General features: G+C 66.4%; 18 protein-coding genes. 7 read left to right on the top strand and 11 right to left on the bottom strand.

Annotated elements, in window-relative coordinates:
• Position 1: 1 nt before the first annotated feature.
• The 6 genes from AUCHE_RS14565 to AUCHE_RS14540 all read right to left on the bottom strand — a co-directional run bounded on the left by AUCHE_RS14565 (position 2) and on the right by AUCHE_RS14540 (position 4,729).
• The gene (locus AUCHE_RS14565; protein WP_006504091.1) at positions 2–226 is read right to left on the bottom strand and encodes a heavy-metal-associated domain-containing protein; all 225 of its coding nucleotides are present in this window, start codon (positions 224–226) and stop codon (positions 2–4) included.
• 31 nt (positions 227–257) lie between these two features.
• Positions 258–539, bottom strand: a complete 282-nt coding sequence (locus AUCHE_RS14560; RefSeq protein WP_006504090.1) for a metal-sensitive transcriptional regulator — start codon at positions 537–539, stop codon at positions 258–260.
• Between the two features lie 98 nt (positions 540–637).
• A complete protein-coding gene (locus AUCHE_RS14555) occupies positions 638–1,558 on the bottom strand; it encodes an aminodeoxychorismate lyase (RefSeq protein ID WP_006504089.1) in 921 nt (306 codons plus the stop codon).
• A complete protein-coding gene (locus tag AUCHE_RS14550) occupies positions 1,555–2,250 on the bottom strand; it encodes an alpha/beta fold hydrolase (RefSeq protein WP_006504088.1) in 696 nt (231 codons plus the stop codon). Before AUCHE_RS14550 ends, AUCHE_RS14555 begins: the two co-directional genes overlap by 4 nt.
• Positions 2,251–2,324: 74 nt before the next feature.
• Positions 2,325–3,566, bottom strand: a complete 1,242-nt coding sequence (locus AUCHE_RS14545; protein WP_006504087.1) for a fatty acid desaturase family protein — start codon at positions 3,564–3,566, stop codon at positions 2,325–2,327.
• A gap of 53 nt (positions 3,567–3,619) precedes the next feature.
• Positions 3,620–4,729 carry a ferredoxin reductase gene (locus AUCHE_RS14540; RefSeq protein WP_006504086.1) on the bottom strand — a complete coding sequence of 370 codons (1,110 nt, stop codon included), beginning with the start codon at positions 4,727–4,729 and terminating at the stop codon, positions 3,620–3,622.
• Positions 4,730–4,808: 79 nt separating this feature from the next.
• Here AUCHE_RS14540 and AUCHE_RS14535 point away from each other — a divergent pair, with 79 nt between their 5' ends.
• Positions 4,809–6,014, top strand: coding sequence for a helix-turn-helix domain-containing protein (locus tag AUCHE_RS14535; RefSeq protein WP_006504085.1), 1,206 nt, complete (start codon positions 4,809–4,811; stop codon positions 6,012–6,014).
• On the opposite strand, the gene AUCHE_RS14530 is transcribed toward AUCHE_RS14535, so the two are convergent.
• On the bottom strand, positions 6,004–6,597 hold the full coding sequence (locus tag AUCHE_RS14530) for a hypothetical protein (RefSeq protein WP_006504084.1): 594 nt from the start codon (positions 6,595–6,597) through the stop codon (positions 6,004–6,006). The genes AUCHE_RS14535 and AUCHE_RS14530 overlap by 11 nt on opposite strands.
• A gap of 106 nt (positions 6,598–6,703) precedes the next feature.
• A complete protein-coding gene (locus AUCHE_RS14525; protein ID WP_006504083.1) occupies positions 6,704–7,336 on the bottom strand; it encodes a hypothetical protein in 633 nt (210 codons plus the stop codon).
• 357 nt (positions 7,337–7,693) lie between these two features.
• Between AUCHE_RS14525 and sqr the strand changes: the two genes are divergently transcribed.
• The 5 genes from sqr to AUCHE_RS14500 all read left to right on the top strand — a co-directional run bounded on the left by sqr (position 7,694) and on the right by AUCHE_RS14500 (position 12,501).
• Positions 7,694–9,034 carry a type III sulfide quinone reductase, selenoprotein subtype gene (sqr, locus tag AUCHE_RS14520; protein WP_006504082.1) on the top strand — a complete coding sequence of 447 codons (1,341 nt, stop codon included), beginning with the start codon at positions 7,694–7,696 and terminating at the stop codon, positions 9,032–9,034.
• 79 nt (positions 9,035–9,113) lie between these two features.
• Positions 9,114–9,428 carry a TusE/DsrC/DsvC family sulfur relay protein gene (locus AUCHE_RS14515; RefSeq protein ID WP_006504081.1) on the top strand — a complete coding sequence of 105 codons (315 nt, stop codon included), beginning with the start codon at positions 9,114–9,116 and terminating at the stop codon, positions 9,426–9,428.
• Between the two features lie 55 nt (positions 9,429–9,483).
• Positions 9,484–10,035, top strand: coding sequence for a DsrE/DsrF/DrsH-like family protein (locus AUCHE_RS14510; protein WP_006504080.1), 552 nt, complete (start codon positions 9,484–9,486; stop codon positions 10,033–10,035).
• 114 nt (positions 10,036–10,149) lie between these two features.
• Positions 10,150–10,974 (top strand): alpha/beta hydrolase, encoded by an 825-nt coding sequence (locus tag AUCHE_RS14505; protein WP_081578259.1) that lies wholly within the window; start codon positions 10,150–10,152, stop codon positions 10,972–10,974.
• Between the two features lie 213 nt (positions 10,975–11,187).
• Positions 11,188–12,501: a citrate synthase gene (locus AUCHE_RS14500; RefSeq protein ID WP_006504078.1), complete on the top strand. Its 1,314-nt coding sequence runs from the start codon at positions 11,188–11,190 to the stop codon at positions 12,499–12,501.
• A gap of 99 nt (positions 12,502–12,600) precedes the next feature.
• Here AUCHE_RS14500 and AUCHE_RS15935 read toward each other — a convergent pair whose 3' ends face one another.
• Both AUCHE_RS15935 and AUCHE_RS14485 read right to left on the bottom strand, forming a co-directional pair.
• A complete protein-coding gene (locus tag AUCHE_RS15935; RefSeq protein WP_006504077.1) occupies positions 12,601–14,565 on the bottom strand; it encodes a protein-arginine deiminase family protein in 1,965 nt (654 codons plus the stop codon).
• Positions 14,566–15,347: 782 nt separating this feature from the next.
• Positions 15,348–17,318 (bottom strand): protein-arginine deiminase family protein, encoded by a 1,971-nt coding sequence (locus tag AUCHE_RS14485; protein WP_006504075.1) that lies wholly within the window; start codon positions 17,316–17,318, stop codon positions 15,348–15,350.
• 269 nt (positions 17,319–17,587) lie between these two features.
• On the opposite strand from AUCHE_RS14485, the gene AUCHE_RS14480 reads away from it, so the two are divergent.
• Complete coding sequence (locus AUCHE_RS14480) at positions 17,588–18,571, top strand: L-lactate dehydrogenase (RefSeq protein WP_006504074.1); 984 nt, start codon at positions 17,588–17,590, stop codon at positions 18,569–18,571.
• 75 nt (positions 18,572–18,646) lie between these two features.
• On the opposite strand, the gene AUCHE_RS14475 is transcribed toward AUCHE_RS14480, so the two are convergent.
• Complete coding sequence (locus tag AUCHE_RS14475) at positions 18,647–19,660, bottom strand: ABC transporter substrate-binding protein (RefSeq protein ID WP_006504073.1); 1,014 nt, start codon at positions 19,658–19,660, stop codon at positions 18,647–18,649.
• Positions 19,661–19,695: the final 35 nt, after the last annotated feature.

Genomic DNA, 19,695 nt, shown 5'->3' with positions numbered 1-19,695 from the left:
GTCACACCTGGACGTCGACGAGGTCGTATCCGGCTTCGTCGACGGCTTCGGCGATGGCGGCGTCGGTCAGGGGGGCGTCGCTGGTGACGACGGCGGTGGAGGTGCCGTCGGTGACCAGGTCGATGTCGATGGCGGTGACTCCGGGGATGGCTTCGAGTTCCTCGGTGAGGTGTTTGACGCAGTTTCCGCAGGTCAGGCCGTCGACTTTGAGGGTGGTGGTGGTCATGGGTGTGCTCCTCTGGTGGGTGGTGGGTGGTTCAGCTGCGGACAAGTCGGGCGATGGCGGCGGCGGCTTCGCGGACCTTCTCCTGGCCTTCTTCTTCGCTGGACATGGCGGCGTGCAGGACGCAGTGCCCCATGTGGTCCTCGACGAGGCCGAGGGCGACGGCTTCGAGTGCTTTGGTGGCGGCGGCGATCTGGGTGAGGACGTCGATGCAGTAGGTGTCTTCGTCGACCATGCGGGCGATGCCGCGGACCTGGCCTTCGATGCGGCGCAGTCGGGCTGCGTACTCGTCCTTGGATCCGCTGTATCCGGCCATGTCGGTGCCCTGTCGTGGGTGGGTGCTGGGTGGGGTGTCCGTGGCGGGCACCCTTCACCCACGGTACCCCCTAGGGGTATCCCTGAGGAAGGGTGGCCTCAGTGACCGGCAGGATCGGCCGTGCTGTCGGGGACGGCGAAACCGGCGTATCCGGCCACCCGGGAGACCAGAGCCTCGTCGACGGCGAGCGCCTGCCCGTCGAGCACGCGCACCGGTGCCGGGCCGCGTCCGCTGCTGACCAGCCATATCCCGTCGGCGTCGGTCAGGTCGGCGACGGGGATCAGTGCGTGGCGGGCGTCCATGCCGTCGGCGCGGGCGGCGGTGACGATGCGGTCGACGGTGACCGAGCCGAGCAGGCCGGTCGCTCCGGTCGGGGTGGTCCGTAGCCGGTTGCCGTGGATGACGACGAGCCCGGAGGTGGGGCCGTCGAGGCAGTAGCCGTCGGTGGTGACGAAGAGGACGTCGTCTGCTCCTCGGCGGCGGGCTTCCCGTTGGGCGGCGGCGTTGACGACGTACGACAGGGTCTTCACGCCGCCGAGCAGCCAGGGGGCGTCGGCGTAGGCGTCGTGGGGGTGTCCTCTGCTGAGGGTGACCGCACTGATGCCGCGACGGGCGGCGAAGGGGTCGCCGCCGGTGAGGGGGACGCTGCGGTGGACGAGAGTGGCGTAGGCGGTGGGGGTGCCGGGTGCCCATTCCCGGCCTCGGGTGAGGACCAGTTTGAGGACGGCTTCGCCAGGGAGTTCCCAGGCGGTGAGCATCTCGGCGATGAGGGCGCGCCACTGGGCGTGGTCGGGCGGGTCGATGTCGAGTGCTGCGGCGGAGGCGGCGAGCCGGTCCAGGTGCGCGTCGAGGTTCTCCGCGCGGGAGTGTCCGTCGGGGTCGGTGGTGACCCGGGTGGCGTCGAAGCAGCCGTCGCCGCGGGTGGCGCCCAGGTCGTCGGCGGTCAGGACGGGGGTGTCCGCGTCGACCAGGCCGCGGCCGATGACCGCGACCAGGGCGACCTTGCCGTCGGGGTTCACGACAGGTCCCAGGGCGCGATCGGGGAGTCGTCGACCTGGTCGGGGTCGACCGGGTCGACGCCGGCGAAGATGACTGCGTTCACCTCGTCGGGCGCGGCGTGCAGCAGGTCCGCGCCTCGTCCGGTCACGGCTTCGATCTGGGCCTGGCGCAGGACGGAGTTCAACGATCGGGCCGAGAGCATCCCCGGTTTGTCGTCCGCTCCGACGATCAGGGTGACCGGCAGCGTCAAGCCGCGCAGGTCGTCGCTGGTCAGCCCGTCGGTGGCTCCGGCCAGGGCGGAGATCAGCCGGTCCTTGTCGATATTGCGGGCGGCCAGGTTCTTGCGGGACATGAACCGTAGTGCGGTGCGTTGCAGGGCGAGTTGCCGTTTCGACAGTTGCAGGGGCGCCGAGATCGCGTGTACCGCGGTCACTCGTTCGGGGAAACGGGCGGCAGCGTGCAGGGCGACGGTGCCGCCGAAGCCTGCCCCGACGAGGGTGGCCGCGGCGACGCCGTTCTCGTCCAAGGTGGTGATCAGCGAGGTCGCGGCGTCGGCGACGGTGAACTCGACGGCTTTCCCTCCTGGTCTGGTGCCGCGTAGCCACGGGCAGGCGGCGCCGACCCCGCCGGGCAGTGCGGCGACCTGTTCCTCCCATTGCAGGGGGGTCTGGCCGAGGTCGTGCACGAACAGGAAGAAAGGAGGTCGACGCATACCTGTGAAGCTACCTGTTGGCTTTCCGCCCGTCTCCGGCTGTACCGCAAGTCTTCTCCGGCCGGGGGTCGGGGTCAGCGGGGTCGGGTGGACGAGCCGTCCGTCCGGCGGCGACCGAACAGGCCCCGGATCGTCGTCCAGCTCTCCTCCGGGAGGGAGTGGACGAACACCTTCCGCCAGACGCTGGCCAGTTGGCGGGGCAGCGAGCCGGCGGCGTAGTGCAGCCCGTAGCGGGCGAAGATCTCCCGCACCTGGGGGGCGATCTGGGCGTACCGGTTGCTGGGCAGGTCGGGGTACATGTGGTGTTCGATCTGGTGGGAGAGGTTGCCGCTCATCAGGTGCATGACCGGTCCGCCGGTGATATTCGCCGAGCCGAGCATCTGCCGTAGGTACCATTCGCCGCGGCTTTCCCCGACGATGCCGTCCCGGTCGAAGGTCTCGACGCCGGAGGGGAAGTGGCCGCAGATGATGATGGCATTGCTCCACAGGTTGCGGGCGAGGTTGGCGGTGAGATTGGCGGTGATGGTGGTGGCCCAGTTGGGTCCGGAGACCGCCGGGTGGATCACGTAGTCGCGCAGCAGGTGTCGGCCGATCTTGCGGGCCACCCGGGGTGCTTCGGTCCGGAGCCGGGCCCGGTCGCTGTCATCGGCCCGCCCGCTGAGGTGGCGGTAGAGGTCGAGGTCGTAGAGCGCGATGGAGTACTGGAAGAAGATTGCGTTGAGCACATTCCACACCGGTTGGAGGACGAACGCCGGGTGCCAGGGCTGGTCGGGGTCGACGCGCAGGATGCCGTAGCCGAGGTCGTTGTCCATGCCGATGACATTGGTGTACGTGTGGTGCAGCTCGTTGTGGCTGTGTTTCCACAGCGCCGCGGGGGTGACATTGTCCCATTCCCAGGTGGTGGAGTGGATGGCCGGGTCGCGCATCCAGTCCCACTGGCCGTGCATGACGTTGTGGCCGATCTCCATGTTCTCCAGGATCTTCGCCACGGACAGTCCGGCGGTGCCGATGATCCAGGCGGCCGGGTGCCGGGAGAAGAGCAGCACGATCCGGGAGCCGGCCTCCAGCCGTCGCTGCCCGTCGACGAGCCGTCGGATGTACGCCGCGTCGGTGGCGCCGCGGTCGGCGAGGACCTTCTCCCGGATGGCGTCGAGTTCCCGGGCGAGTTCGTCGATCCGTTCCGGGGTGAGATGGGCGGCGGGGTCTGCTCCGCCGGAGGGTTTGGGGGTCCAGTGCCGCCGGGTGGTCCCGTTGCCGATCCGGGTGTTCGTCCCGGTCCGCGGGGGCGTCCGGGTGGGGTTCTGGGTGGGGGTCATCGGCTGGCTCCTGTTCGCGGATACGCCGGGAGGTGCGACGGTCCGGGGTTTCTTCAGAGGTCGAGGGTGCAGTCCCCGGCGGGGGCGTGGATGCAGGTCTGGATGTCGACGGGGCCGTCGTCGGGCAGCGCGGTGGTGATCCGGCCGTCGCGCAGGTCGCGGACGCTGCCGGCGAGGAGAGGCGCGATGCATCCGAAGCAGATGCCCATCCGGCATCCGGAGGGGGCCAGGACGTCCTGGCTGTCGGCGAGGTCGAGCAGCGTGGTCGCCCCGTCCGTGGTGGCGGATCTGCCGGTCCGGTCGAAGTGCACGGTTCCTCCTTCGCCGACGGCGACGATCGGGGTGCGGAATCGTTCGGTGTGCAGCCGGTCGAGGAGGTGTTGGCCTGTCCAGAGTTCTTCGCAGGCGTCGAGCATGGGGCCGGGCCCGCAGGCCCAGGTGTGTCGGTCGCGCCAGTCGGGGACGAGCCGGTCGAGGGCGTCGGGGGTGTTCAGGTCGAGCCGTCCGCGCTCGCCGGTGAACCATTCGTGGTAGCTGATCTCGCCGACGGTGGCCAGGGCGCGCAGTTCGTCACGGAAGAGGGTGCGTCGTGCGTCGGGGGCGCAGTGCACGAGGGTGACGTCGGCGAGGGCGGTGCCGTCGTTGCGGAGCATGCCGATGATGGGGGTGAGTCCGCTGCCTGCGGTGAGGAAGAGGATCTTGTCGGGCACGGCGGCGGGCATGACGAAGTCGCCGGTGGCCTGGTCGAGGTGGATCAGTGCGCCGGTGGTGATCCGGTCGACCAGGTGGGACGAGACGAGTCCGGCCCGGGTGACGGTGACGGCGATGCACCCGTCGGGCGCGGCGACGGGGCTGGTCAGGGAGTAGGCGCGCCAGTGTCGTACGCCGTCGATGTCGACGCCGAGGCGGACGTACTGGCCGGGGAGGTGGGCGTGCCAGCCGCGTCCGGGCCGGATGACGAGGGTCGCGGCGTCGGGTGTCTCGGCGCGTCGTTCGACGATGCGTCCGCGCAGCCGGGTGGACAGTCGCAGGGGGTCGACGAGTTCGAGGTAGTCGTGCGGGAGCAGGGGGGTGGTGGCCATTCTGGCGAGGCTCGCCAGGTTCTCCCCGAGCCGGGTGAGGGTCCCGCGCGTGGATGCCCTGGTGTGAAGGGGGCTGCTCATGACCTCAGTATTTATCCGTTTGGGTACTATTTTCCTGCCCGGTTGGCGTGAAGGAAGCGCAGAGTTTTATCATTTTTGGATGAAAAATGGGGAGGGTGAGCGAGTCGACTGGCAACTCGACCGGGTCAGCTACGACCGGATGCGCGGCGCGCTCGCCGAGGTCGCCGACGCGGCGGTCGCCACGATCATCGACGAGGTCCCCAGTTATGCCGGACCGTTCACCGGTCCGCGCGGGCAGCGCATCCGGGAGGCCGTGCGCCTCGCCCTGGACGTCTTCCTGACGGTCAGCCTGCGGGCCGAGGACGTCGAGCGCGCCGAGGTGGAGAGTTCCCGGATCACCGTGCGCGCCTACGACCTGGGGCGTGGCGAGGCCCGCGCCGGCCGGCCGATGGATGCCCTGCTGGCCGCATATCGGATCGGCGCGGGCGTGGCCTGGCGTTTCCTCTCCCGGGAAGCGATCGCCTCGGGGATGCCGGCGGCCCAGGTGGGTCAGTTCGCCGAACGTGTCTTCACGTATATCGACGATCTGTCGGCGGCGAGTGTCACCGGCCACACCGACGAACTGGAGACGCGAGGACGCGCCCGGGAGCGGCTGTTGGAACGGATGGCCCGGGCGTTGGCGGCGGGCGAGCCGGAGGACGAGCTGCGTCGCCGGGCGGATCGCGCCGGGTGGGAGCCGCCGTTGACCTTGACCGCCGTGCTGCTTCCGGCGGAGGAGGCGGCGATGGTCCGGACGGGCCAGGATCCACGGACCTTGTCGGTCACCGGCGAGATCCCCGGCGTGGACGACGACACGACGGTGTTGTTCATCCCCGAGGTGGGTTCGGCGGATCGGGTGGCGCTCCGCCGCCGCCTGTCGGGGCGGGGTGCGGTGATCGGTCCGACCCGGCCGTGGGTGTCGGCGGCGGCGTCCTTGGCCCGGGCGCGACGGGCCGGTCCACGGGAGGGCACGGCCCCTTATGACACCGAGCAGCATCTGGTGGAGCTGGTGGTCTCGGCGGATCAGGAGGCCTTGGCCGATCTGCGCGCGCAGGTGTTGGCCCCTTTGGCGGGTTTACGTCCGGCGGTGCGTTCCCGGTTGGAGGAGACTTTGCGGGTGTGGCTGTCGCGGCAGGGGCGGCGGGAGGCGATGGCGGCTGATCTGTTCGTCCATCCGCAGACGGTGCGTTATCGGATGGGTCAGCTGCGTGAGTTGTACGGGGAGTCCTTGGACGATCCGGCGACGGTGACGGCGTTGACGGTGGCTCTGGTGGTTCCGTCGGCGGCGGGTGGGGTCAGCGGCTGAGGGCCCGTTCCACGGCTTTTTTGATGGCTCCCCAGGTGCGGCCGAGGGTGCCGCTGTCATAGCGGCGTAGCAGGGCGAATTTGTCGCTCTCTTCGATTTTTCCGCTGCGGACGGCTTCGTCGAGGTGTTTTTCCAGTGCGGCGCGGCGGCGGGCCCGCATCCGGTTTCGGGCGTTGTCGTAGGCCTCTTTGACCTGTTCGGGGGGTAGTCCGAGGGCGGCGGCGGCGATGACGATGCGTTCGCTGGGCAGGGGTTCGCTGCGTGGTTTGGTGTCTGCGCTGCTGTGGTGTCGGGCGTGGGCGATGGCTTGGCGGAGGTGTCGGCGTTCGATCTTGAGTTCGTCGGCCATCTCGTCGTAGACGGAGCTGCATCCGGGGGGTCGTCGGATCGCCAGGGCGTGGGTTCGGGCCTGGCCGCCCGTGGGGCAGCGGTATTCGGGGTTGTCGCTGGCGGGTGCGCTGCTTTTCGTGGCGAGGGGGGTGAGGGGGGCGGTGTCGTCGATCATGGTTGCCCCGGTGACGGTGACCAGTCCGGCGGCGATGGTGCCGGTGATTGCGGTGACGAATTTGCTGGGTCTTCTCACACTGGTCTTCTTCGGGTCGGTGCTGTTTTCGTGCAGGGGTGGGCCAGCGGGCGCCGGGGTTTTCGGGGCGTGACCTGGCGGCGGGGTTGGTGTCGTCGGCGGGGGTTCAGGGCCGGACGCGGCTTTCGGAGCCGCCGCGGACGAGGTGTTCGAGGCGGATCGCGGTGCCGGGGTGTTTGCCGAGGGTGCCTTCGTCGTGGGCGCGGAGGATCTTGTCGCGTTGGCCGGGGGTGATCTTCTTGGCGCGTTTGGCCGTGTCGAGGCGCTTCTCGAGTGCTGCCCGTCGGCGGGCCCGTTGTTCGGCGCTGACGGTGTCGAGGCTGCGTCCGACTTTTTCCGGGGGGAGGCCGAGGTGGTGGGCCAGGGTCGCGGTGAGGGTGGCCCGGTCGGTGACGGTGCGTCTGGTGTGGGGGGCGCGTTTTTTCTTCAGGTCGGCGCGGGTGCGGGCGATGGCTTTTCTCAGCGTTTTCTGGTCGACCTGGAGTTCGTCGGCGAGTGTGGCGAGGAGTTCGCGTTGGCTGAGGCGTTTCGTCCGGGTGGGTGTCTCGGCGCGGTCGGCGACGAGTCCGCTGACGAGGGGGGTGTCCTGGGCCGGGGTGAGGTCGTGGTGGGTGATGGCTGCGACGGGGGCGCTGCGCAGGGGGGCGACCGTTTTCGGTGCGGGGGTTGCGGTGAGGAGTGCGGCGGTGGCCACGATCGCGCCGCCGATGGCGATGATGCGCCTCGTCGGTCTTTTCACGTGCGGCCTCCTCGGTGGTGTGCTGATGGGCACTTGTCCAGGTTGCCTTGCTGGGGTGGCCTCTGACAAGGCGCCTTATGGAGATGTGACCTGTGTCCGGCGTGGCGGGGTTGCCTGGTCAGCTAGGGGCGTGAAGGATGTTCTTGCTGTTCATCGTGGGTTTCGGGGAGGGTCGGAAGTCCTGAGAAAAAGGACATTGTTTCAATATCGCATATTTTGTAGGCGTAACTCCGGGGCGCCCTCCCCTACACCCGGACAAGGACCGAAGTCCTTACGGACACATACCCCTAGGGGTATCGTTTCCGCGGGAAAGGTGCCCGCGCAGCCCGTCGGCACCCTACGAGAGGAGACTCGCCCATGCGCCACCTCGTCATCCTCGGCGGTGGAACCGCCGGCACCATGGCCGCCAACAAACTCCGCCGCAAGCTCCTCCGCTCCGAATGGTCCATCACCGTCGTCGACCGCGACGACCAACACCATTACCAACCCGGATACCTCTTCGTCCCCTTCGGCACCTACACCCGACAGCACGTCGTCCGCTCCCGGCACGCCTTCATCAACGACGGCATCAACCTCGTCCTCGCCCCGATCGACCGCGTCGACCCCCAGACCCGCGCGGTCCACCTCGCCGACGGACGCGAACTGCCCTACGACCAGCTCGTCATCGCCACCGGATGCACCCCCCGCCCCGAGCTGACCCCCGGACTGGCCGAAGCGCTCCAGGACGAGAGCGACCACGGCAAGGTCCACGAGTTCTACACCCTGCCCGGCGCGCTCGCCCTGCACGAAGCCCTCTCCCGGTTCACCGGCGGCCGCCTCGTGGTCCATCTCAACGAGCTCCCCGTGAAATGCCCGGTCGCACCCCTGGAGTTCGCCTTCCTGGCCGACGAATATCTCACCAAACGAGGCCTGCGGGAACGCAGCGAGATCGTCTACATCACCCCCCTCGACGGCGCCTTCACCAAGGCCACCTGCTCCAAGGCCCTGGGATATCTGCTGGAGGAACGCGGGATCACCCTGGAGACCGACTTCTTCACCGAGCGGGTCGACCAGGACGGTGACGGCGGCGCCGTCGTCTCCTACGACGACCGTCGGGTGCCCTTCGACCTCCTGGTCACCGTCCCGATCAACACCGGCCAGGAATGGGTCACCCGGTCCGGCCTGGGCGACGACATGGCCTATGTGCCCACCGACAAGCACACCCTGCGCTCCCGGGAGCACCCGGACATCTGGGTGCTCGGCGACGCCTCGGACATCCCCACCTCGAAGGCCGGTTCGGTGGCCCATTTCGCCGTGGACACCTTCGAACGCAACTTCCTCGACGCGCTGGCCGGTCGACCGTTGATCTCCCGATTCGACGGCCACGCCAACTGCTTCATCGAATCCGGTTACGGCAAAGCGCTGCTCATCGACTTCAACTATGACACCGAGCCGCTGCCGGGCACCTTCCCGATGCCGAAGGTCGGGCCGATGAAGCTGTTGAAGGAGACCCGGGCCAACCACCTGGGCAAACTCGCCTTCCGGCACATCTACTGGAACATCCTGCTGCCGGGACGCCCCCTGCCGATCGGGCACGCCATGTCGATGCGCGGCAAGGACACCTCCGCGGTCGTCGTGCCGGCGGCGCCGCCGGTCCCCGGCGGATCACATCCCGCCCCCGGCGCGGCGGAGAAGGCCCCGATCGTGCCGGACTTCTGAGCCCCGGAGCCCCCACCGCTACGACCGCCACCGGACCAGCCCTTTTGCGCCCAGGGCACGACGATCAAGGAGAGATGCCATGCCCACCACCACCATCGCCGGCCGCGACATCGAGGTCAACGACGAAGGTTTCCTCACCGACCCCGCCCAGTGGGACGAGGCCCTCGGCACCGAACTGGCCACGCTGATCGGTGTCGAGATGACCGAGCGGCACTGGGAGGTCGTCCGTTTCCTGCGACGTGATCACGCCGCCCGCGGGGAGACCCCGACCCTGCGCCGGGTCTCCAGCGAAGGTGGTTTCCCCACCAAGGAACTCTTCGACCTCTTCCCGAAGAAGCCCGCCAAGAAGATGTCCTATGTCGCCGGGCTGCCCAAGCCCAAGGGCTGCGTCTGATCTGCCAGGTCCGATCCCTCCGGAGCGATCCGCCCCCTTCACCCAGGAGTAAGTCATGAGTGAGACCCCGTTCGTGCCGAACTTCGGCGACGACGACAGCGCCCCCACGCGGAAGATGTGTTTCATCTGCAGCAAGGGCAACCTGGACATGGCCTATCCGGCCCTGATCATGGGCAATGCCGCTCTGGGCGAAGGATGCGAGGTGCACCTCTTCTTCACCTTCTGGGGATTCGACATCATCAACAAGGCGACGATGTCCAACCTCAAGTTCACCTTCGCCGGCAACACCGCGATGCACATGGCCGACCTGGAGAAGCTCCGTCCCGGTCTCGGCGCGATGTCGATGCCGCAGCTGCTGGGCGTCCTGCCCGGGATGACGGGCATCGCCACGAAGATGATGCACAAGCAGCTCGACGACCTGCAGATCCCCACGGTGCCGGAGATGCTCGATCAGATCACCGCAGCTGGTGGTCACCTGTGGGGATGCCAGTTGTCGGCCGACATGATGAAGCTCACCGAGGGCGATCTCTACGACGGCGTCGAGGGCATCATCAGCGCCACCGACTTCATCGAGATCAGCGAAGGCGCGCAGATCATCTTCGTCTGAGGGCCGGCCCCCTCCCGAGTGCGCGGCTCGTACGCCAACTCTTCTCACCCGGTAGGGAACCCACCGGTCGGAAGGGCCGACCACGGTGGCCGACCGTACACCTAGGCTTACGGCATGTCTGGCCCATCCCGCCGCGTGGCGCTCACGTCCATGGTCGTCCTCGGCGCTCTCGGCATGGGCGGGGCGGCACTGGGCAAGATCGCCCCGGACGCGGCGGCCTACCAGAAGGACATCACCGCCTGGAACAGTGTCCGCATCGAACGGGGGGTGCTGCGTTCCCGGTACCGACGCCGGTACGACAGCGCGTGGCTCCTGGTCCGGCCCAAGCAGCCGCGCGGTCTGGTCGTGGCCCTGCACGGCAAGGGCGGGCAGTCGTGGGACTGGGTGCTCAGGCATGACATCGTGGCCGCGGCCGGGGAGAACTGCCTGGCCGTCGCGGCGATCGACGGCGGAGACACCTGGTGGCACGCCCGCTCCGGCGGTAAGGAACCGGGCACCGACAGCGGTGCGCTGGTCTTCGACGAGCTCCTGCCCCTCATCGCCCGTCATGGCATCGACACCAGGCGGATGGGCCTGCTCGGCCTGTCGATGGGTGGTTTCGGGGCCCTGAGTCTGGCTCAGCGGCACGGCCCGGAACGTTGTGCGGCGGTGGCCACCCTCTCCGCGGCGATCTACCGGGACCTGGCCGGCGCCGATCCCGGGGCCTTCGACGGGCCGGCCGATTTCGCCGAGCACGATGTCATCGGGCATGCGGGGCGACTGCGTGGCATCCCGGTGTGGATGAGCGTCGGCACCTCCGATCCGTTCGTCTCGGGAAACCGGGCGTTGGCCGAGCGCCTCTCCCCGGTCGTCACCGATTTCCGCCCGGGCGGGCACAATGACGAATTCTGGGCCGGGCAGGCCCGGACGGCGGTGCGTTTCCTGGCGTCACATCTCTGAGGGGATAGGCCGGCTTCCTCGCCGGCCGTCGGCGATATCCGCCCTGTTCCGGCGGGTCGTCGACCGGCCGTCCGGCGCTTTGCCCGAAATACCGGACCGCGTCACCAGCGGTATCCGCAGATGCGATCGTGATCATCAAACGTATACGGACTTATGGCCCTGGCACATCGTTAAGCTGCACCCAGCGAAACACTGTCACGAAGGAGAGACGGCATGAGCGAATCGGCGCGGATCGAGCTGGACGGGAAGAGCTACGAGCTTCCGATCGTCGAGGGCAGTGAACACGAAAAAGCCGTCGACATCAGCAAACTCCGCAGTCAGACAGGTTACATCACCCTTGACGACGGATATGGGAATACCGGGTCGTGTCGCTCCGCGATCACCTATATCGACGGCGACCAGGGAATTCTCCACTACCGGGGTATCCCTATCGAAGATCTCGCCGGGAAGAGTTCCTTCGTGGAAGTGGCCTGGCTCATCATCTTCGGCAAGCTCCCCACCATCGAGGACCGGGAACGTTTCGCCGATCTTCTCACCGAGAACTCCATGCTCGACGAGAACATGAAGAAACACTTCGACGGTTTCCCCACCTATGCGCCGCCGATGGCCATCCTCTCCGCGATGATCAACACGCTCTCGGCGCACAACCAGGAGGTCTGGGAGGCCCACGACGACGCCTCCATCGAACGGGCCGCCGCCGTCCTGATGAGCAAGGTGCGGACCATCGCTGCGGCCGCGTACAAGTCCAGCATCGGCGAACCCATCGTCTACCCACGCTACGACCTCAAATATGTCGAGAACTTCCTGCACATGATGTTCTCGGTGCCCTATCGCAACTACGAGCCCACCGACACCGTCACCAAGGCGTTGAATCTTTTCCTTCTGCTGCATGCCGACCACGAGCAGAACTGCTCCACCTCGACGGTGCGTATGGTCGCCTCGGCGCAGGCGAATATGTTCGCGTCCTGTTCGGCCGGGGTCTGCGCATTGTGGGGTCCGTTGCACGGCGGAGCCAATGTCGCGGTCATCGAGATGCTCGAGGAGATCCGCGACTCCGGGATGGACGTCAAGAAATACGTGGAGAAGGTGAAGAAGAAGGAGGACGGGGTGAAACTGATGGGTTTCGGTCACCGCGTCTACCGGAACTTCGACCCGCGTTCGAAACTTCTCCGCGATGCCTCCGAAGAATTGCTGCGCGAGATGAAGATCTCCGACCCGCTGCTCGAGCTGGGCCAGGAACTCGCCGACGCGGCCCTCGCCGACGACTACTTCATCGAGCGGAAGCTCTACCCGAATGTGGACTTCTACTCGGGCATCATCCTGCGTTCCATCGGCATCCCGGTGAACATGTTCACCGTCATGTTCGCCATCGGGCGGATGCCGGGGTGGATCGCGAACTGGAAGGAGATCCACGACGACCCGAAGGGTCGCATCTACCGTCCGCGCCAGATCTACACCGGCCCGGCCGACCAGGAGTGGATCCCCAAGGAGAACCGGAACTATCCGCACCTGTTGGCCGACAGCTGATCGCACGGCACGACGGGCGGGTGGGCTCGGTGTGGTCTTCCGAGGAACCACCCGCCGCCGTCCCGCCCGGTCGTGCGCGAGCGGGACGGCCGGGTGCGATCAGGGTTTCTTCACCGCGTCCGAGGTCATCTCCCGGAAGACATTCGTGCCCTGGTGGATATCGGCTTCGTCGATGTGCAGCGGACGGCGGTCGTCGAGGAAGGCGACCTCGAGTCCAGCCTTGGTGTAGGCCTCCTTCACCGCTTCCTGGAGGACGTCCTTGCCCTGTCCGTCCTGCGGTCCGTGTTCTTCGGGGAGGACGATCTTCCCCTTCCGCAGGACCAGGCCGTCGACGGCATTCGGTAGGAGGGAGGTCACGTAGCCGTTGTCATTCGGGTCGTCGGACCGTGGCTGTGACCCGTTCTCGTCGTCGTAGATCTTCTCGGCGGTGCGGAACAGGACGGGGACCCGGATGATCTCGTCGTCCTTGAGGTCGAGGGCCTGGCGGAGTCGGTCGACATTCTTCGTCATGATCTCGGCCGCATTGGCGTTGTGTCTTCTGGTCGCCGGGTTCCAGGTCTGTTCCAGGCTCTCTGCTTCGTTGCGGGCGTAGGGTTGCCCGCCGCGGCCGTCCTTGAGGAGCCGGTCGACCAGTTCGCTGCCGGCCTTCGGGTCGGCGACCGCGATGCGCCAGCCGCGTTCGGTGTCGGCGGGGACGACCTGGACGATCTCTCCGACGTGCCCGGTGCGCAGGAAACCGACGTCGAGGATCAGGGGTTCGGCGTTCGACTGTGCCCGGAAGAATTTCGTCGTCGCCTCGGAGGGTGTCCGGGGTGTTTTCTCCTCGGGTTTCTTGTCCTCGGTGGGTGCCTGTCGGTGCAGTACCGGGGTGATCACCGGTTCTTCGGTGCCGGGGTTGCCGCCGCCGTCCTCTGCGGGTTTCTCCGGTGCTTTCGGTTTCTCGTCGCCTCGGGGGTAGTCCGTGGGGACGCTCAGCCGGTGGCCGACCAGGGGGCGGCCCAGGGGGAAGTTGCGGTCGCCGACGCGGTGGGGCGGCAGGTTCTCGTGGTTGCCCATCGAGTTGAGGGTTTCCTCGGATTCGGCTGTTCCCGTACGGATGACGCCGACGTCCTGTCCTCGCAGGCGGTAGACCGACCTGTTGGCGTCTCGTGCCTGGTCGGACAGGGCCAGCACCCGCATGGAGTGCATCTCTCCCGTTTCGGTCGGCAGTTGTTGGTACATCGGCTCGAAGAGGCCTCGGGCCCACAGGTCGTCGCTGTCGGTCAGCTGGTTCAGGGTGGCGCCTTCGGCCTCGACGAGTTTCTTCAGGCCGTCCTTGAAGCCGGGGGCGTCTGCGTGTCCGCTCTCCTCGGGGCCGATGAACACCGTGACCGCTTTCTGCGCGGCGTGCTGGGCGAGCAGGGGGGCTTGGCGGAGTTTGACCGTCGACTCGTTCTTCCGTCCGCCGGAGGTCACGGAGATGTGCACCTCGGCGACTCCGTCCCAGGTGTCGGCGTCACGCAGGACGTCACGGCCTTCCAGGCCCAGGACGAGGCCTTTCTTCAGTTCTGCCGCGGTGATCTGGTCCTTCTCGGTGATCATCTTCCACTGGTCGTCGCGTTTGAGGAACAGGCGGGTGCGTTCGGCGGCGGCGCCGTCGACCTTGACCTGGGCGGTGGCGTCCTCGGGGACGTCGCGGGGCACGGTGCGTATCGGGGCGAGGTCCTTCTCGTCCTCGGGTCCGTTGACGATGTCGTCGGTGCCGTCGTGGCAGTCGGCCAGGTCGTTCAGGGGGCGGATGACGCCGTCCTGGGCGGGTTCGCAGCGGCCGGCGTCGTCGTCGACATTGGCCAGGAAGACGGCGCCGCGTTCGACGGTGGCTTCTTGGCCGTTCTTGTCGCTCTCCCCGGTCAGGTCGACCTTGCCGTCACGGTTTGCGTCCACTCTCAGTTCGATGGGGACGGAGCCTTTTCCCAGGGGGAGTACTCCGTTGCAGGCGCTCAGGGAGAGCACCCCCAGGGAACCTGCGGACAGTGCAGCCAGCAGAGCCAGGCGAGATCGTCTCACCGGAACCGTCACAGACATGAATCTTCTCCTTGCCGGAGGCAGAAAGCCCACAGGGAAACTTTTGAGGGATCCTAAAAATAACAGCAAGGGAATCGACCGAATTGACGGGAATATCCCTTAATGGGTCGAGGGATTTCCGGGATGATCACTATACAAAATAGCCTCTTCCGGTTTTCCCTCTCCCACGTCGGCCACGATGGAGGCCTGGCCGGTCGACGCGACACGTCCGTTTCTCGACGACGACTCCGGCGGAGCGTCCAGGCGGCCCCCCGGCCGCAACGCTCTGGCCACGACCGGGTCCGGCAGGAAACACCCCACCCAGGGTGCGATATCCATAAAACAATGTCCGGAAAACCGGTTGTTTACCCCGAGAGATATCGGCAGTAAAATACATTGGCGTGCCGACAAAAAGAGCCGGACTTCACCGAACGATCCATGCCGAGGACGGAAAAGTCTACGAACTCAGCGCGCAGAACGCATTTCGCACACTCCTGGAAAACCCTGAGATGCTGAGGACGGAATTGCTGTCCTCAGCAACATTAGGCCTTCTTCGTCCGGGCCGATATCTTCACCGATGGACGATCTCCCTGCGTGAAATCCAGGGGCAGGAGAAAGGCCTCCTCATCAAGGAGCAGACAACGGATCGAGGCCGACGCGAGGCCCTGGACATCCTCGACCGATGGCAGCGGCAGCTCGGACGCACCTCGAGGTCCGAGTGAGCACGGCATCAGCGCAGGACATGAGTGTGGCCCCGGCGTCTCCGACGCCGGGGCCACACTTCACAGTTCAGAAGTGACCGGTCACTTCTTCTGCGCGGGAGCCTCTACCGGGATCTTCCGGAAGACGTTCGTCCCGCAGTGGATCTCTCCGCCCGCGGTGTGCAGGTGCAGGGTGTCCACGAAGGTCACCTTGCCGCCGTGCTTGGCATGCTCGGCTTTGACCGCCTCGGCGAAGACATCCTTACCGTCCAGCTTCGGACCGAACTGCTGCGGAACCAGGATCCGCCCATCGCCCAAGTTCAACGCATTCACCGCGTCCGGCATGGCGAAGTCCAGGTTCCGGGTCCCCAAGACCGCTTGACCGGACTTGTCCCGTCCGCTGCCGGGCTTGCCCTTGCCGCCCCGCCCGTCGAGATCGTCGCCGCCGGGACCCTCGTCCTTGAAGGGTTCGGCGTCACTCTTCGGCCCTTCGACGGTGCCCTTGCTCTTCGACCGGTCCAGTTCGGCTTCTTTGTCGGCCCGCTTCATCACGATCGGGAGCTTCATGAAGTCGCTGTCGTTGAAACCCAGCTCCTTCTTCAGGATCTCCACATTCGCGTCGATCCGCTGCTGGCCGATCTCGTTGGCCTTCAGGAAGTCCGCATCCTTCAACGCATCCTTCACCTTCGCGGAGGACTTCGGTTTGTCACGGTGCTCGCCGGAGACCGTGATCAGAGTCTGATCACCCTTGCCCGCGCCATCGACTTTCTTCAACAGCTCCACGCCGGCCTTGGGGTGGGCCACCGCGAACATCCACCCGCGCTCGTTCTTCGCCGGGATGACCTGGATGAACTCGTCCACGTGCCCCACGGTGAGAAAAGAAGTGTCCAGGTAGATCGGCTTCTGCGCCGCATTCGACTCGAAGAAGGACCGCTGCACCTGGGACATCTGCCCGTGGTTGTGCTTCTCGGTGTGGCCCATGATCAACCGGCCGGCCGGGTGCTTCTTCCCGTCCTTGGTGTAGGCGCCGATCCCCTCGACGTTCCCCATCCCCTCCAACGAGGTGTCGCCATTGCTGCCGGTCAAGGCGATGACGCCGACGTCCTTACCCCGGAAGCCGTACCACTCGTTCTTCCCGGCGATGTTGTAATGCGCCAGCGCGAGCACGCGAATGTTCTGCTGCTGACCGCCCTGGGTCATCGAGGCGTACATGCCCTCGAAATGGTCCTGATTCCAGGTGTCGATACCGGCGTTGACCGTACGGGTCTTGAGCGGAACCTTCGACCCCGACTGCTTCATCTCCTCACGGGGCCAGACCCGATCCTTGTCCGAGCTGTCGCTGCTGCTCAGTGTCACGACCTGTTCCACCTTCTGGGTGGAGAAGGGCGTCAACTTGGCGACCTGCAGCTCCAGGGACGCCTTCGACGATTTGCCGCCCTCGTCGACCTTCAGATCGAGGCTGAACTTCCCGTCGAAGACCTTCGCATCCCGGATGACGTCGGTGGCCTCGACGCCGAAAGTCACCCCGGCCTTCAACTGCGCGGAGGTGAGTTTCGCCGGCAAGGTCAACCCGGCCGACCACTTGTCGCCTTCCTTCACGAAGACACGAACCTTGCCCTTGGCCTTGTCCGGAACAGACAGGGTCGCGGTGGCTTTCCCGTCAACATCCTTGATCGCGGGCAGTGTCACCAAGGTCAGGTCCTTGGCATCCTCCGCGCCGTTGACCACGTTGTCGGCGCCGTCGTGACAGATACTGACCTTCTTGAACTCTGCGATGTTCTTCGCCGGAATGACACATCGACCGGAGTCATCATCGACATTCGGAAGAACCGTCTTCGTCTCGGAGGTCAGGCGAACACGCTGACCCTTGTCATCACTCTTCTTGTCGCTCTTTTTCTCGCCACCCTTGACCGCTTCGGGCGTGCCTTCACGGCTCGCCTCCGCAGAAAAGGACGACGGTGCACCCGACACCGTCGCAGCAGACGCCCCCAGAGGGAAAGCGCACAGGGACCCGGCGGTCAGCGCGGCAGCCAGCGCAAGACGCCGACGTCGTGACAGGACCGTCAAAGACATGAATTCTCCTTGCTGAGGGGGATTTCTCTCACCCTACGCGGCAGATAAAGCCGAATAAACACTCAAGGAAAGATCCTTCACCAGAGATGGCGAAATGTTATTATCAGGACATTCTCAGGATGCTCAGGAATTCCATACAGCTTCGTTTCTTCATTCCCCACAAAAGGGATATAATTCTCTTTAGCATCAACTTTCGTACCTGATCGGACGGCCCACTCCCCGGCGGACAGCTGCACGCACCGACAGAACGGCCTGACAGTCTTGACCCCATGAAGTACGTCGACAACAAAGTCGTCCTCATCGGAACCGGCGCCGTAGGCATGGCCTACGCCTTCGCCGTCGTCAACCAAGGGCTCGCCGACGAGCTGGTCCTCATCGACCTCAACGAACGCAAATCACGCGCAGATGTGCTCGACCTCAACCACGGAGAAGCCTGGGCCCCCCACCCGGTGAGCGTCTCCTTCGGTGACTACAGCGACTGCCGCGACGCCGCCATGGTCGTGATCTGCGCAGGCGTCCCCCAGAAACCCGGACAGACCCGCCTCGAACTCCTCGAAACCAACCTGGCCATCTTCAAAGACATCGTCGGACGGGTCATGGACACCGGCTTCGACGGGATCTTCCTGGTCGCCACCAACCCGGTGGACATCCTCACCTACGCCACCTGGCGGTTCTCCGGACTCCCCTCGGCGCAGGTCATCGGCTCGGGCACCACGCTCGACACCGCCCGGCTGCGCTTCAACCTCGCCCAGCACTTCGAGGTCGCCACCACCAACGTCCACGCCACCATCATCGGCGAACACGGCGACTCCGAACTGCCGGCCTGGAGCGCCGCCTCCATCGCCGGACGCTCCATCACCCGCCGGCTCGCCCAACACCCCGAACTGCACGACGAGCTCGACCGCATCTTCGCGATGACCCGCGACGCGGCCTACGACATCATCGACGCCAAGGGGTCCACCAGCTACGGCGTCGGCATGGCCCTGGCCCGCATCACCCGCGCCATCATGCGCAACGAAAAGGTCACCCTGCCCGTATCCGCGCTCCTCCAAGGCGAATACGGGCACGAAGACCTCTACATCGGCGTCCCCACCAGCATCGGACGACGCGGCATCCGTCAGATCGTCGAACTCGACCTGGACGAATCGGAACAGATCGCCTTCGACGCCAGCGTCGCCAGCCTGCAGACCGCGATGGAACCGGCCCGCGCCGCCGGCATCCTCCCGGCCCGCTCGGAGAACACCGGGTCCTGACCCCTGACCGCGTGGCTCAACGCCGCGCCACGCGGCCTCCCGGCGTCGACCTCCCGGAATCGGACCCGCCCGGCATCAGGGCGCCAACGGGTCAGGCCCGGGCACCTCGTACGCTTTCGCCAGGTCCTCCAGGATCTTGTACGCCCCCTGCACACTCACCGAGGACATCCACGACAGGTCGTCGACCGGCGTGGTCCTCGACGCCAGATCCGCCCACAGCGGGTTCGCCTCGAAAGCCGCCTTCAGCTCGGTGCTCTTCCCCTTCTCCGGGTCGGCGACCGTGACGAAGATCTTGTCCCCGTCGGCCATCGGGATCTTCTCCTCGCTGATCTCCGTGGCGAAATCCTCCGCGGCCTGCGACTCCGGGCGGTCCAGGCCCGCATCCTTCAGGACGATCCCCGAGAAGGACTTCGCCTGATAAAGGCGGGTCTTGCCCTCCATGAAACGCACCACCGAGATCTTCGGGTTACGCCCGGCCTTCTCCTTGACCGCGTCCCCGACCTTCCTGGCCTGCTTCTCGTACTCGGCGATCCGCTCCTTGGCCAGGTCTTCCTTCCCGAGGGTCTTCCCGGCCAACAGGATGTTCTCCTTCCAGGTCGGGCCGGTGGACTGGCTCATCACCGTTGGTGCGATGGCGGAGAGCTGGTCGTACAGCTTCTCGTGACGCACCTTCGCCGACAGGATCAGATCGGGTTTGGCCGTGGTCAGTTTCTCCAGGCTCGGCTCCTGGAGAGTGCCCAGGACTGAGGCCCCGCCGACATACTGGCGACCGCCCTCCCCCATGTGCGGCAGCGCGCCACCGGTCACCGAGTGGTACGTGGTGATGGCGACCACCGGCGTGCGCAACAATGCGACAGCCTCGACATAGCTCTGGTCCAGGGCCGCGACCCGTTGCGGTCGACCGGTCACCGTGGACTCCCCCATGGCGTGGGTGATGGTGCGCCGCTCGCCTCCGGCGTCGGACGGGCTCCGATGAGCTTGGACGGCACCGCAACCGGACAAGACGACCGCTGCCGTCAACGCGGAGAGGGCTGCCAGGGCACGACGAGACCGGGGGTGACCTCCGGGGATGACATTCGAGGGGCGCACAGGGACTCCTTCACAAATCAGGTTAGGCTGACCTT

Source organism: Austwickia chelonae NBRC 105200, assembly GCF_000298175.1.
GTDB lineage: Bacteria > Actinomycetota > Actinomycetes > Actinomycetales > Dermatophilaceae > Austwickia > Austwickia chelonae.
This window is presented reverse-complemented; position numbering and strand designations above follow the sequence as displayed.